The organism is Prosthecobacter sp. GW821-HT29F12, from assembly GCF_058803405.1.
On sequence record NZ_CM179517.1, the window covers coordinates 4,275,136 to 4,289,931 of the forward strand.

At 59.8% G+C, this 14,796-nt stretch carries 12 protein-coding genes; 9 read left to right on the top strand and 3 right to left on the bottom strand.

The window, feature by feature from the left end:
• Positions 1–20: 20 nt before the first annotated feature.
• The 7 genes from AC3RLQ_RS17450 to AC3RLQ_RS17480 all read left to right on the top strand — a co-directional run bounded on the left by AC3RLQ_RS17450 (position 21) and on the right by AC3RLQ_RS17480 (position 8,375).
• Positions 21–1,739, top strand: a complete 1,719-nt coding sequence (locus AC3RLQ_RS17450; protein WP_493029946.1) for a cell division protein FtsZ — start codon at positions 21–23, stop codon at positions 1,737–1,739.
• 53 nt (positions 1,740–1,792) lie between these two features.
• A complete protein-coding gene (locus tag AC3RLQ_RS17455; RefSeq protein WP_493029947.1) occupies positions 1,793–3,112 on the top strand; it encodes a dipeptidase in 1,320 nt (439 codons plus the stop codon).
• A 102-nt stretch (positions 3,113–3,214) separates the two neighbouring features.
• Entirely contained in the window at positions 3,215–6,475 is a 3,261-nt protein-coding gene (locus tag AC3RLQ_RS17460; protein WP_493029948.1) for a PSD1 and planctomycete cytochrome C domain-containing protein, read from the top strand.
• A 62-nt stretch (positions 6,476–6,537) separates the two neighbouring features.
• Entirely contained in the window at positions 6,538–6,771 is a 234-nt protein-coding gene (locus tag AC3RLQ_RS17465; protein ID WP_493029949.1) for a hypothetical protein, read from the top strand.
• On the top strand, positions 6,768–7,379 hold the full coding sequence (locus tag AC3RLQ_RS17470) for a hypothetical protein (RefSeq protein ID WP_493029950.1): 612 nt from the start codon (positions 6,768–6,770) through the stop codon (positions 7,377–7,379). Before AC3RLQ_RS17465 ends, AC3RLQ_RS17470 begins: the two co-directional genes overlap by 4 nt.
• On the top strand, positions 7,363–7,596 hold the full coding sequence (locus tag AC3RLQ_RS17475) for a hypothetical protein (RefSeq protein WP_493029951.1): 234 nt from the start codon (positions 7,363–7,365) through the stop codon (positions 7,594–7,596). Before AC3RLQ_RS17470 ends, AC3RLQ_RS17475 begins: the two co-directional genes overlap by 17 nt.
• Positions 7,593–8,375, top strand: a complete 783-nt coding sequence (locus AC3RLQ_RS17480; RefSeq protein WP_493029952.1) for a sterol desaturase family protein — start codon at positions 7,593–7,595, stop codon at positions 8,373–8,375. The genes AC3RLQ_RS17475 and AC3RLQ_RS17480 overlap by 4 nt, the downstream gene beginning before the upstream one ends.
• A 293-nt stretch (positions 8,376–8,668) precedes the next feature.
• On the opposite strand, the gene AC3RLQ_RS17485 is transcribed toward AC3RLQ_RS17480, so the two are convergent.
• From AC3RLQ_RS17485 to AC3RLQ_RS17495, 3 genes are read right to left on the bottom strand one after another with little or no spacing between them, the layout of a single operon-like run.
• Positions 8,669–9,301 carry a PEP-CTERM sorting domain-containing protein gene (locus AC3RLQ_RS17485; protein WP_493029953.1) on the bottom strand — a complete coding sequence of 211 codons (633 nt, stop codon included), beginning with the start codon at positions 9,299–9,301 and terminating at the stop codon, positions 8,669–8,671.
• Between the two features lie 23 nt (positions 9,302–9,324).
• Positions 9,325–11,250 (bottom strand): alkaline phosphatase, encoded by a 1,926-nt coding sequence (locus AC3RLQ_RS17490; RefSeq protein ID WP_493029954.1) that lies wholly within the window; start codon positions 11,248–11,250, stop codon positions 9,325–9,327.
• Complete coding sequence (locus tag AC3RLQ_RS17495) at positions 11,247–11,927, bottom strand: hypothetical protein (protein ID WP_493029955.1); 681 nt, start codon at positions 11,925–11,927, stop codon at positions 11,247–11,249. The genes AC3RLQ_RS17490 and AC3RLQ_RS17495 overlap by 4 nt, the downstream gene beginning before the upstream one ends.
• 86 nt (positions 11,928–12,013) lie before the next feature.
• Between AC3RLQ_RS17495 and AC3RLQ_RS17500 the strand changes: the two genes are divergently transcribed.
• Together AC3RLQ_RS17500 and AC3RLQ_RS17505 are read left to right on the top strand one after the other, a co-directional pair.
• Positions 12,014–13,144: a hypothetical protein gene (locus AC3RLQ_RS17500; RefSeq protein ID WP_493029956.1), complete on the top strand. Its 1,131-nt coding sequence runs from the start codon at positions 12,014–12,016 to the stop codon at positions 13,142–13,144.
• A gap of 169 nt (positions 13,145–13,313) precedes the next feature.
• Positions 13,314–14,783, top strand: a complete 1,470-nt coding sequence (locus tag AC3RLQ_RS17505; RefSeq protein ID WP_493029957.1) for a DUF1501 domain-containing protein — start codon at positions 13,314–13,316, stop codon at positions 14,781–14,783.
• Positions 14,784–14,796: the final 13 nt, after the last annotated feature.

Here is a 14,796-nt window from a genome sequence, read left to right on the forward strand (position 1 = left end):
AACCTTAACCACCCACGATTATGGTAGAATACGACCGCTCCCAATCACCTGAAGGTGCCAGTACGGCGGCACCGCGCATCTGCATCGTCGGTGTCGGCGGCGCGGGTTCCAACGTTGTCGATCGCATCACCCTGGACCGCATCGTGGATGCCACGCTGGTCTGCGCGCACACGGATGTGCGGGTGCTCGGTCATTCCATGGCGCCGGTGAAGATCCAACTCGGGGCCGAGCTCATGAAGGGCATCGGCGCAGGCGGCGATCCCGATCTCGGACGTGAGGCCGCGCTGTTCTCCCGCGAGCAGATTCGTCAGGCCATTGAGAATCACGACATCATCTTCATCAGCGCTGGACTTGGCGGCGGCACCGGCAGCGGCGCGGCCCCTGTCATTGCTGAGATCGCTAAGAACACCGGCGCTCTGGTGCTCGTTGTCGCCACCATGCCGTTCAGCTTCGAAGGCCGCCGTCGTCTGGCCCAGGCCGAGGAGGCGCTGGAACTGCTGCAAAAGCGTGCGGATGCCCTCGTGCTGTTTGAAAACAACCGCATGGGAGAGCTCATCTTGCCGAAGGATGGCATTCAGAAAGCCTTCAATCAGGCGGACCAGCTCATTGCCCAGAGCCTGCGCGCCATCTCCACCATCACCACCACGCCAGGTCTGGTGAAACTCGGTCTCGACGACCTCACCTCCGCGCTGGCCAATGCCAACGGTCGCTGCCTCTTTGGCTTCGGCGAAGCCCGCGGCCAGAACCGCGGTGCCGAGGCGCTCAAGAAGGCGCTCAAGAGCCCGCTCATCGACTCCGGCCGCCTCCTGCACCAGACGAAGAACCTGCTCGTCCACGTGGCCGGCGGCGAATCGCTCACCTTGGTCGAAGTCGAGGGTGTCATGAAGCAGCTGGGACGTCACGTGCCGGACCAAACCCACATTCTCTTTGGCCTCGGGGTCGATGCGAAGCTGGGAGACGCCGTCGCCGTCACTCTCATCAGTTCGCTGGGACTCAACCAGCTCAACGCTCACGCCACCGCAGCACCGCCTTCGGAAATGCTCCAGCCCCGTGCTGAGCTGCCCGCCCCTGTCGCAGCCCCGGCTCCGGCCCCTGCTCCTGTCGTAACCCCTGCCCCGGCTCCCAAACGCGAGATCCATGCCAAGAAGGCCCCATCCCCGTATGCGCCGCCCGTGGAGTCTCCTCCAGACTTGCTCTTCAAGTCTGAGGAATTCGCCTCCGTCCCCGCCGTCGGTGAAGCCTTTCCTTTGAGCAGCCTCCAGGCTGAAGCCGCCAAAGTGCAGCCCGTGGAGCTGCCAGGGGCCCATGTGGAAGAGCCGCCTGCCTTTGACGGTTTCGAGACCTTTGAGGAGCTCGCTCCTCCACCCATGATCGCTTCCACTCCCGAAACGGCACGCATTCCAGTGCGCACCCCTGCCGCGAAGGAACTCGCCGATGCCGCCCGCAGCACCAAGGAATCCACTCTCGCCGCCGTCGTGGCCCGCAGCGTCACCTTGCAGACTGAAGTCTCTGCTGCGCAGGACGACCTCATTTCGTTCGACGAACCCGAGCCCGAATCGACCATCAGCGCCACCGCCGTCCTCACCCGCAAGGCCACTGCCACGGCTGAAAGCCAGCAGACCTTCAGCCTCGGTGAAGAAGACCGCGGACGCTTCAAGGACACCGAACCTTCGATCGTGCAAGGTGAGGACCTCGACGTCCCGACCTGGATGCGCCTGAAGAAGAAGCTTCGTCGCTAAGCCGTTGCATTTGCCGCTCTAAAACAGCAGCCCAGGCGCGTTTGTTCACCCGCATGAACGCTCCTTTCACACGCCGTCGCCTGCTTCAATCGCTGCCCCTTGCTGCCTGCGCGGGCAGTTTCAACATCCTTGCCCGTTCGCAGGAGGCGAAAAAGTCGTGGATCACCGGCAATCCGGCCATCGACAAGCCGCGCGAAATCGCCCTCGGCCTGCTGAAGCCCACGCAGGCGCAGATTGACCACGCATGGGAGCTTCATTTCGGCTCCGTCGTCTTTGAAAGCTACGGCTTCGCACCCCGCTGCGCCATCGACGCAGAGGCGATGAACGAGGCAATCAAATCCGGCATGAGCGCCGCCGAGATCAACGACCTGCGCGAGTCCATGTCCATGAACCGCAACGCGACGAATGAACGCGAGCGCAAGGAATTCCTCGATGCCTTCCACGCCGCCGGCGTGACCTGCATTTTCCAAAATACCGGCGAAGAAGGCAGCGACCCGCTGCGGCTGATCAAACGCCTCGCGCATTTCACCAAAGCGACGGATCTGCTGAAACCCACGCTTTCCAAAGTGGTCACGTCCGATGAAATCGTGGCGCTGAAAAAGTCCGGAAACGTCGGCCTCTGCTTCACAACGAACGGTGTGCCGCTGATGCAGGACTGGGAGAGCGTGAGGGATGAGCTGCGCTTTGTGCGCATTTTCCACGAACTGGGCACCCGCATGATGCACGTGACCTACAACCGGCGCAATCCGCTGGGCGATGGCGCCGGAGAACCCCACGACGGCGGCCTGAGTGATTTCGGCCACGCAGCCATCGCAGAGATGAACAAAATCGGCGTCATTGCCGATGTAGCGCACAGCGGCTGGAAGACCGCCTACGACGCGGCCAAAGCCAGCACCAAACCCATGGTGGCCAGCCACACGACCTGCTGCGGCGTCTACGAACACTTCCGCGGCAAGCCGGACGACACCATCAAGGCCATCTGCGACACCGACGGTCTCGTCGGCATCTGCTGCATCCCACGCTTCCTCGGTGGCAAGGGAGACATCACCACCCTGCTCGATCACCTCGATCATCTCATCAAGAAATTCGGGGCCAAGCACGCCGCCATCGGCTGCGACGTGGCCTACACCTCCCGCTTTGACAAGGAGGAGCGGGCCAAGCTGCTCAAAGCCCCCGGCGGCAGCGCGGACAAATGGGAGCATCTCTGGCCGAAGGACGACTACGTGACGAGCATCGAGGCAGAGCAGAGCGTCGCCTGGTCCAACTGGCCGCTTTTCACCCTCGGCATGATCATGCGCGGCCACAGTGATGAAACCATCCGGCAGGTCATCGGCGGCAACATGCTGCGGGTGCTCAAGGCAAATCAGGTCTGACAAGTGACAAAAACCGCGTTTTACCGCCTGCAAGGTGGCACGTTCGCTGCGCGTTTGGTTTTTGACGGGAAGTGATGTAGAATCCCCCAGTCGAACCCCCACATGACCCTGCGTTTCCAGTTTCCCTCTCTCGTTTTGGGCGGCCTTGCCGTCGCAAGTTCCCTTGCCTCGGCTGCCGAGTCCTTTCCGCCTGACCAGATCGAGTTTTTCGAGAAAACCATCCGCCCCGTGCTCGCGGAGCGCTGCTACGAATGCCACGGCGCGCACAAGCATCAAAACGGCCTGCGTCTCGACTCGCGGGCAGCGGTCATTCACGGCAGCGATTACGGCAAGGTTGTGGAACCCGGGAATCCGAGCGCCAGCAAGCTGATCAAGGCTATCAACCATGTGGCAGGTGTCGAGGCCATGCCCAAGAAGGGCGACAAGCTGCCTGCGCCACAGATCGCGGCGATCGAAAAATGGATCAGCATGGGACTGCCGTGGCCTGCAGAGGCTGCTGTGGCGGAGCATGCCAAAGCCGACCCGATGCAGCACTGGGCCTACAAGCCGGTGCAAAAGCCCGCCCTGCCCGCTGGCTTTACCGGCAACCCGATCGATGCTTTCGTCGGTGCCAAACTCAAGGCAGCCGGACTCGATTTCGCCGCGCCTGCCGATCCGGCCACGCTGACGCGCCGCATCCACCTCACGCTCACCGGATTGCCGCCGACTTTTGAGGAGCTGCAGAAGAATCCTTCACCTCAGACGCTGATCCCTCAACTCCTCAGCCAGCCTGCCTATGGCGAGCGCTGGGCGCGCTTCTGGCTCGATGTGGTGCGCTATGCGGACACGAACGGCTATCAGGTGGCTGGCCGCAGCAATTACTACCCTTTCGCCTACACGTATCGCGACTGGATCGTGAATGCCCTGAACGATGACATGCCCTACGACCAGTTCGTGAGTTACCAACTCGCGGCGGATCGCATGACCGCAGCCACGCCGAATTCGCCGAATCTCGCGGCGCTGGGCTTCTACAATGTGGGTGAGCGTTTCATCAATGACCGTCTGCTCATCGCCGATGACCGCATTGATGTCATCGGTCGTGGCCTCCTCGGACTCACAGTTGCCTGCGCACGCTGCCATGATCACAAATTCGATCCGATCCCGAGCCGCGACTACTATGCGATGTACAGCATCCTGAACAGCAGCGACGAGCCGGATGACACTGCCATGCCCATCATTGGCAAGGCGGCCAATGAAAAAGATCAGCAGGACTACGATGCCAAGGTGGCTGAGATCGCGAAGAAGGAGCTCGACTTCAAACGCACCGTCTATGACGAGTTCAGGAAACCGGAGCGTCTGGCTGAATACCTCGCATTCGCCCAGGACTCGGTAGACATCAAAGACACCACCGTATTCAAAGGCAAGGCCGGCCAGGTCAAGCTGCGTGACCGCGTGGCCAGCCAATGGCGCGACTTCCTGAATCGCTACGCTCTGAGCGCAAAGCCGCACGCGACGATGATTGCCTGGAATCGCTACGCCAAACTTCCAGAGGCGGAGTTTGCCACAAAATCAGCCGCCATTGCGCAAGAGCTGGCCAAGCCGGAAAGCGGCTGCACGCCGGAGATCGCCGCCGCCTTCACGCAGACGCCGCCGAAGTCCATGAAGGATGTCGCACTGGCCTACGCCCGCATCATTCTCGACAGCAAGGTGGAGCCGATGCGTCAGCTCATGCAGGATAAACTTTCGCCCATGTCAGTGCCAGTTGAAGGAGCCAACACGTTCTTCACCCGCAAGGACAGCGAGACCGTGGTGCGCCTCAACAACGAGCGCACCAAACTCGACAGCACCCATCCCGGTGCACCGCCACGCGCCATGGTGATGGTGGACAAACCGAAGCCGCAGGACGTGCGCGTCTATATCCGCGGCAATCCTGCACGTCAGGGAGATCCAGCACCGCGTGCGTGGCTCACGATGTTCGGCGGTGAAAAATTCACCGACGGCAGCGGACGTCTGGATCTGGCGAAACACATCGCCAGCAAGGACAATCCGCTCACCGCGCGCGTCATTGTGAACCGCGTGTGGCTGCAGCATTTCGGCAAGCCCCTCGTCTCCCAGACCAGTGACTTCGGCGTGCAGACCGCGAAGCCCGTACAGGCAGATCTGCTGGACTACCTTGCCGCCACCTTCATGGAAAACGGGTGGAGCTTGAAAAAGCTGCACACGCTGATCCTCACCTCCCGCACCTTCCAGCAAAGCAGCCATGCCACGCCGGAAAAAACCACCAAGGATGCTGAGAATGACCTGCTCAGCCGCTTCAACCGCCAGCGCCTGGACTATGAAACCATGCGTGATGCGATCCTGTTCGCCACTGGCGAACTCAACACCAGCAGGCATGGCGGACGAGCCACAGAACTGAACGCGAAGGATGCCGACACCCTGCGCACCGTTTATCTCAAAGTGGACCGCTATGATCAGGCCAGCGTGCCGGCGATGTTTGACTTCGCCAATCCGGACGGCCACAGCCCGCAGCGTTTCAACACCACCGTGCCGCAACAGGCTCTGTTCCTCATGAACAGCCCCTTCATGCGCGCCCGGGCCGATGCCATCGCCAAAGCCACGCCACTGGCAGGAACCACGCTCGACTCTGAAGCCATCCGCGCGATGTACCGCCGCGTGCTCGCCCGCGATCCGAAGCCGGATGAAGTCGAACTGGCCCAGCGCTTCGCCGCTGATGCCACCGCGCTCAATGCCGAGAAGCCCTTCCGCTGGAGCTACGGCACGATGAAGTTTGCACGCACTCCCGAAGGCAAGCCGTCCTTCACCGAGTTCCAGGCCTTCACGCAGCTGACGGATCGTGGCGGTGGCGGCCAGAAAGTCTGGAGCCCCGGCCCTAAAATCCCAGATCCTAAATGGGGACATGCCTTCTGGGCCAACTACGGCGCCCACTCCGCCCCCAGCGAATACATCGTCACCGCCCGCTGGCATGTGCCGGCTGACATGAAGATCTCCATCGACAGCGTTTTGACCCGCAGCAGCGACCGTGGCGATGGCGTCCGCGCTTGGATTTACAATGCGCGCACCGGCGTCCTGGCCGAGCAGCTTTGCACCCCGCAGAACAAAAAAGTTCCCGTGCAGCTCACCACCGATGTGAAGCGTGGCGACACCCTCTGCTTCATCGTCCACAACGAAGGCGGCACTGACAGCGACAGCTTCGACTGGCAGCCCACCATCAGCCGCACCGACACCGGCGAAATGCTCACCCATTCCAAAGCCGACTTCTGCGACGCCAGCCGCTGGCCCATCGGCCGCGCCCGGCCCCAGAGCGCCCTCAGCCAGCTCGCGCAAGTGCTCATCATGAGCAACGAGTTCATGTTTGAGGATTGAGAGCGGCTGCTCCCGAAATTCGATCTCGACACTGATCTACTCATCCGGGTAGCATTCAGGGCATGAAATCGCCGCGTGCTCGTTTCTGCCTGCGTTGTGCCGCCGTTTGCTCTTCGTTGGGGCTATTGATCGGCTGCGCGTGGTTTGCCCATAAGCAGGCCAATCCGGCCATGATGCCAGGCTCCAAAAGCGGTCCTCTGATCATGTCTGGCAGCAAATCGTTCACGGGAGGCACCACGATCACCTCAGGTGCTTTGCAGGCCGACAAGCCGCTGCTGCCACCCGTAAAGCCATGATCAGGGCATCCACACGCTCTCGCACCGCCTTGCTGGCATGCGCGTTTACACTACTCGCAAGTGATTTGCCAGAGCAGGCTATGGCAGCATCCACCAAGGACTACGGCGATATTGTGAGCTGGATAGATGCAGGAACGGATAAGATCGTTGCTCTGGCCTCCCCATTTCCGCAGTTGCTCTTTTCACTGCCTCCTTCAATAGTCCGAACGAGTTCGTTGCATTTCTCATGGCTGTCCGGCACAGAACTTCACCCTTTTCAAGAATGTGTGAATCCTGATGCTCGACTCATGGACCTCACCAATCAAGTGGAAGTCCTTGATCCGACTTTCTGGGAACTGGTATCAACGGACGGTTTGATTATTGATATCACGGCACGACCTAAAGACCCCATACCGGGTTGCCACATAATTTACAGCCACCGCTTCAATGACAAACCACGGTGGGAAGCCTTCTGGGAAAACAGCCTGCCTGTGCCTAGCTCGTTACGTTCCATGGCATTCACACGAGAGTTATTGCAAGAAGATGACAAACTGTCCTGGAGTGCCACCAGGAGATTCTGCAGTTCTTACTGGGACAGTCTTTCCATCAATCATGACAACGCCATCTAAACTTGTCCGCATCATGATGGTGGCGTCATCTCTCACGCTGCTGACGGCCTATGTGATCCATTCGCAATCCAAAGGTCGAATTGCGTTTCCTCAAACGGAGGAGAAATTCATGCTTCCAAGCTCCAAGGCGCTTACCCAGCCCGTGTTTTCAACTCGCAAGGTGGAATCAAACACCATGGCAGCCGATCCTTTTGCACCTCCAGCGCAAAAGCCATGAACCTTCCCGCCGTCATCCTTTCCACCGGCCTGAGCCTGCTCTTTCTCGTGGTGCTGTTCCGCCCGCTGGAGAAGTTGTTTCCTGCGCGGGAGGGGCAGAAGTTCTTCCGCCCGGCGTTCTGGACAGATCTGTGTTTCCTGCTCGGGCAATACCTGCTCTGGACTGGTCTGGTATTCTGGGCGCTGAACCATTTTCGTGGATGGCTGGATGGCATCGTGCCGGCTCACTTTCGGGCCGGTGTCGCGGCACAGTCGTGGTGGCTGCAGGCCCTTGAGATGATCGTGCTGAGTGACTTCCTCATCTACTGGGCTCATCGGCTGCAGCACACCGTTCCGTTCTTGTGGCGCTTTCATTCCATCCATCACAGTGCGGAGCATTTGGACTGGCTGGCGGCGCATCGTGAGCATCCGCTGGATACAATCTATACCGTGGGCATCATCAATCTGCCTGCGTTTGTCCTGGGCTTCCCATTGGAGACGCTGGCCGGGTTCCTGGCTTTTCGTGGCCTATGGGCCATCTTCATTCATTCGAACGTGCGCCTGCCCATTGGTCCGCTGGGCATGATTCTTGGAGCGCCGGCGTTGCACCACTGGCACCACGACAAGGCACGCGATGCGGGGAACTACGCCAACATTTCGCCGCTGATGGACATCCTCTTTGGCACTTACCGCTGCCCTGACCACGAACCTGAGGCCTTCGGCATTCACGAGCCGATTTCGAAACATTACTTGGGGCAGCTCTGGCATCCGTTTCGCCGCCAGAAGAGGGATGCAGCATGATCCCCGCCCCAAGCATGTGCCATCCGACATGAAAAATCTCCATCGACAGTGTCCTACCCCGCAACACCGTGTGCGGCGGCTGCGACTGACGCAGGAGCACAAGGCCCGAAGCAGCGGAGGCGCTCCTCGCCCTCCGAGCCAGGCTCCACGCGGCTTCTCCATGACCCTTGCCGCAATGAGATCGGCGGGCGGCCTGCGGAAAGGTGCGAAATTATTGTCACATCAGTCCCGCCTGGACATGAAATGACCCGGCAGAGCGAGCTCCGCCGGGTCATTCCGTAGTGACAGATCAATCAAGCCCGGCGGCGGCGGAACACCGCCACGCCAGCGAACAGCCCCATGAGCAGAACTCGTGAAGGCTCCGGCACGGCGGACGCCGCGACGGTCAGGCTGGCGTTGTCATAGAACGCGCCCGATGGCAGCACCACCTTGCTGACACCCGTGAGTGAAAGCGCCTGGTTCACGGAGAAGCCGGACACGGTCTGATCCACCAAAATGCTGTACAATAGCGCGTCCTGGGAGTCGTAGAACTCCACATTGGTGCCGAAAGGCGTGCCAAGGGTGCTGTTGTCCAGAGTCAAGGCGAAAGCCGAGATGTCCTGCGGAGTCGTGAAACTGAAGAGCACGGCCTGATCCACCGCGTCCAGCGCATTGCCAGAGATTGGAGCGCCGTAGCCGCGGGTGGAGGGATCTCCAACTGCGATCGCTGGAGCCGTCAAGTCTGGACGGAAGCTGGGCAGCGACAACGGGTCGCCGTTCGCATCGACCGTTTCAATGTAGGCGTAGGCCGCCGAGACTGTCCCGACCAAGGAGCCACCGGAAACCGAAGGGGTGGCGTCACTGGTGAAGGAATAGCTCAACACGGTCGCCGCCTGCGAACTGGCGCACATGGCGGCCAGGGCAACGATAGAAAATAGTTTTTTCATGGGAATGACTGGTTATCCATGGACTACTTCGAACCGCCGATCGCGGCCTGCATGGCCTTGAAGAAGGCTTCCGTGTTGTCGAACACGCCGGTGAAGGCTGCCGCGCCGCGACCACCTGCGGAAAGCGGGATGTCAGAAGCGGTGTGGACGGCGCTTTGCACGCCGGTGCCGGGCTGCTGACCGGTAACGAAGTAGCCGGTGGTGGTGTTGCGTGCCTGGGGAGACACGTTGTAGCTGGGGCTGGAGCGCCAGGTTTCGTAGCGGTCAGAGTTGCCAGCGTAAGCGATGATCATGCGATAGTCCACGTCCATGGTGGTCGGGTAGCCGTCACCAGCGATCGTGTAGGCGGGGAACTTGGCGTTGTCATAGGTGCCGACGATGCCCTGGAGGCTGCCCACAGCCGTGCTCTGCAGAGCGGCGTCGGTGACAGTGCTGCCGCCACTGATGGCAATACCAGCGCACTCATGGTCAGCGGTGACGATGATGAGCGTGTCAGGATTGGCCGCCTGGAAGGCGATGCACTTAGCAACGGCCTTGTCGAACTCGATGGCGTCATGCACCCAGCGCTCAGTGTCCATATTGTGGGCCTGCTTGTCGATGGAGGCACCTTCGATCATCATGACGAAACCGTTGGCGTTTTTGCTGAGCACCGTGAGGGCCTTGTCGGTCATTTCTTCCAACAAGGGCTGATCAGGATAGGTGGCGATGAGGCTACCGGGAGCGATGGTGGCGGCATTGCGGCGATGCGCGATTTTGTCGTAACTGACGTCCATGTGGCCGGAATTGAAGAGGCCGAGGAGCTTGGTTTCGCTGCCGGTCATGGCGTTGAGGCCTGCAAGGTCAGGGGCGTAATAGAAGCCTGCGGTCTGGAAGTCGGCGATCAGGTTGCGATTAGGATCCACGGAACCTGCGGGGACGCTCCAGCCTGCCTGCACGTCCGAAGGAACGACGTAGTCGCCACCACTTGCTGTGGAGCTGTTGACACGTCCGCTGCCGGCACCAGCGCTGCCATTGAGAGGCAGGAACCACTTGCGGCCACCGCCCATCAGGACGTGGAGGTTGTGATTGAGCGCGGCTTCGTCGAGATACATGTCACAGATGCCGGTGCCAGCGCCGCGGTCCTGAGTGGACACTGCGAAGGCGGCTGGTGTGGCGTCTTCCACGTCAGCCGTGGTCACGATGCCGAGCCATTTGCCCTGAGTGCGGGCAAGATAGCTGCCCATGTGCTCGATGCGAGGATTGTCCCACTTGTCAGTGGTGTCATCAGGAAACACGCCTTCCTGGCCATTGTTGGCCTTGTTGCCCGTGGAATAGCAATGAGCGCCAGGTGCGGAGTCCGTCACAATGGAGTTCAGGGAGTGGGTGGTCACAATGCCGGTGACCGGCAGCGTGTCGATGGCGAGAGGGTCGTTCGACTTGCCAAGAGAGGCCCCCTTGGAGACGATGCGGGCTGCCGTGCGGTGGGCGATGCCGGTGCCGTCACCGATGAGCCAGATGATGTTCTTCGCCTTGCGACCGGCATTGAGCGTGATGCTGGCGATTTCGAAGTTGCCCGTGCCGGTTGCGACCAAGCTATCGCTCTGAGTAGCCTCGACTACGAGTGTTTTCACACCAGCTGTTGAGTTGGAGTATCCACGAATCGTGGCGCTAAACCTGTCACCACCGATGGAGGTGATGGCGGACGCACCGCTGGCCGCTGTGACAGGGGTGCCGTTGACCTTGAAAACGACACTGGTGATCGTCTTGCCTGCATCCGCCTGGATGGTGGCCTGGAGGTCAAAACGCTGCGCGGGAAGAAAACGCGAGATGTAGGGAGGGGTGGCATCGGCGTAGGTGAACAGCGCGCTGGGGGGATTGAGGCGTGTCACGGTGGGGGCAGCGAAGGCGTTGCCAAGGGCGAAAAGCCCGGTGATGGCGGCAATTAATTTGCCTGAGTTTTGTAACTTCATAGTTTGTCGGGATGGTGGGTGGTGCTGTTTCTGTTTCTTCGTGGGTTGAAGAAAGGGGGTGGGGTGGTCGAGGGTGGCAGTGCGCCGAGATCGCTCGGGATCGGAATGGCCCTGCCGAGCTGCAGCGCGACTGGTTTTCGAAGCTCTAGCGGGACCCCAGTGGCGGCATCCGTGACCACATCGCATTGAAGGCGCACGTGGGAGACGCGTCCGCTCTGCTCCTGCCTTGGTCCGAGTTCCAGCGTGCCGTAAAGAGTCAGTTTCTCCTGCCGCCATGCAGGTGCGCTGTTCTTTTTAACCGGCAGGATAACCTGAACCAAGCTGGGCGGCAGGCTGTCCGCGAGTCCTTCTTCGCGTTCATCATAAGCGTGCTGTGTTTCACAGAAGAAAAAAATAGCAGGGTCGATGTTGTCGTTTCGCAGCATGAACCCCGTGAGAGCCACTCGTTTGCCAGCAAGCGCCCTGGCTTTGGCGGTGTATTCCAGCCCTTTCGGTCCTGCGGGCATCACAAAAATCTCTTCAAACTTCAAGGCGGCACTCGAAGAGTCTTCATACGGCACGACAGGAGACGCATCCGCTGAAGCAGCGGTGTCCGAATCACGGTTGTGCGCCACCGCCGCAGTGTCTTTGCCAGCCAGCATGAGCAACCCCAATCCGGTCAGGAGGATCACTGGCATAACAAACGATAGTGACTTCAAGTTCATGAGTCACGAATCGAGCATCCATCTGCTGTCGTCTCAAACGAGCTAATTCAACGCTTTCGTTGAAGATACAAAATCTTTTCAATGTAGTCTTCGACACCGGTGTAACTCGGATGCTATTCGACTTAGATCACTCCAAGTTAAGGCGATTCATCTCTTATAAGGCATTATATATTATTGTTAACTTTGTGTCACTTGCCAATCGGTCCAGTTCAATTGACCTACTGACAGTGAGTACAAGTTATCCGCGCAACAAAGCAGCAGCAACTTCGCGGCATCTGATCACTCGGATGATTCCACAGGTCATGACATCAAGCCGTGAACCGCATTGCTTCGGCATGCGTGCCGGTGCCATGGGTGTTCATTGCTTTTTCAAGTTTCTCCCGCTTGTTTTTACTCTTGCAGGCAGCCTGGCCTGGGCACAGGAGCCCGCAGCATTCCGGCCCCCGAAAGGCTACGCAGTCGAGCGCTATGAGACAGGGTGGAACAAAAATCCATTCACCCTCAAGACAGCTCCTGTTTTGGTACCGCAGGCTTCTTTTGCCAAGGATCTGGCTATTGCCTCCATCTACGGAGACAGGCGTGATCCGACGGTCTCCGTCGTCAACGTCAAGACTCATGAGCGGTTCCTTCTCAAAGCTGGACGGCCAAACGCCCATGGAATCGAGCTCAAAGAAGCAAGCGTCGGACTTGGTCGCAAAGATACGGTCATTCGTATCGCGATGGGTGCAGAACTTTGCGAGGTGCGCTATGACAACGGTTACTTGATGCAGCTTGCCGCCTCCGCAGGTGCCCGAACAGACCGTGCCACCCTGCAACTCAGGCAGCAAATCATGCAGCAGCAACCGGGACAGCCAACCACACCTTCACCTACAACACCACAGCAACAGTCGCTTGCTCCTGGCCGCAGCCCAATCCCTGGAGCGGCGGGATTTGCTCCATCGTCCTTGCCGAACAGCCAGCCTGCTTATGCCGCCGGTTCAATCGCCCAGCATTACTCAGGCTTAGCGAATGCCTCATCCGGTGGCAAGCCTGAAGCAGTCGGCGATCGCCCGTTGCCGACGAGCAGCCGCAGTGACACAGGCGCATCTTCATTGGTAGATCAAATTCTTGGCACGGGGATTCTCCCGCCAAGGCGATATACGTTCAGGACAGGAAATGAGCCCAGCATTCCTCACCCAGACCCCCAGTGAGGTGAATTTAAAGCCATGAGAGCCGCCGGTCATCGTTCAGCATGATCCCCGCCCCCGGCATGGACTTTCCTGCCCTACCTCGACGATCTGCCCCCAAAATGGCAAGATCAACCCTTCTTTGTCGTACATGCCCCCGATATTGACCTTCCATCTCAACCCCTAGCTCACCATGTTCCGCATCCCAGGCGTTCCCGGTAAAGACCTTTGCGACAAAAACCTCGGCTTCTCGCGGCGTGACATCCTGCGCGTGGGCGGCGGATCCATGATGGGCCTCACGCTCAACAACGTGCTCCGTGGCCAGGCCATGGCGGCCAATTCTCCGAACGCAGGCCGTGCGGGCTGGGGCAAGGCCAAGCACGTGCTCATGATCTACCTGCAAGGCGGCCCTTCACACCTCGACTTGTGGGACCCGAAGGAAAACGTGCCGGACAACGTGCGCAGCGCCTTCAAAACGATCCCGACGAAGGTTCCCGGCAAGCACTTCACCGAGATCCTTCCGGGCCTCGCGAAGGTGAACGACAAGTTCACGATGATCAATTCGATGAGCTACACGCCGAATGGTCTCTTCAATCACACGGCGGCGATCTACCAGATCATGACCGGCTACACGACGGACAAGGTCAGCCCCTCCGGCCAGCTTGAGCCGCCAAACGCAAAAGACTTCCCGAACTTCGGCAGCAACATCGTGCGCCTCAAGCCGCTGCAGGAGCCGATGCTCCCCTTCGTGCAGCTGCCACGTCCGTTGCAGGAATCCAACGTCGTCGGCAAAGGCGGCGGCGCAGGCTTCCTCGGCAAAGCCTACGAGCCCTACACGCTCTTCCCCGATGGCGATGACCTCGACATGGGCAAGATGGACCGCATCAAGATCGACGATCTCCAGCTGCGCCCTGACCTCTTCAGCGTGCGCCTTGAGCGCCGTGCCAAGCTGCGTGACGCCATCAATGACCAGATGCCGCAGATCGAAGCAGCGGTGAAGGACATGAGCCTGGACAGCTACTACAGCCAGGCTTTGAACCTCATCTCCAGCGGCCGTGCACGTGATGCCTTCGCGCTTGACCGTGAGCCTGAGAAACTGCGTGACCGCTACGGCCGCAATACCTTCGGTCAGAGCTGCCTGCTCGCCCGTCGTCTGCTCGAAGCTGGCACGCGTGTCGTCGAAGTCATCTGGCCCAAAGTTGCGAATTCCGACAACCACTCCTGGGATCATCACGCAGGTCTCACGGAACGCATGAAGAACAAATCCGGCCCCATGCTGGATCAGGGCCTCAGCGCCTTGTTTGATGATCTGGACGCCAGCGGCCTGCTCGATGAAACCATCGTCGTCGCCCTCGGCGAATTCGGACGCAGCCCGGAAAAAGGAGTGTCGACCAGCGGCAACAGCAACAGCGCCGACGGTCGTGACCACTGGCCTTACTGCTACACCGCCATCGTCGGTGGTGCCGGCATCAAGCGCGGTTACGTTCACGGCAAATCAGACGCCACGGGTTCCGCCCCCGTCGAAGACGCCGTGCATCCGACCGAGCTCCTTGCCACTATTTACCACGCCGTCGGCATCGACCCTGAGACGATTGTTTACAATCATCTCAACCAGCCGCGTGAACTGGTGAAGGCCAAGCCGGTGACGAAGCTGTTTGCTTGATCTAATCGCAATC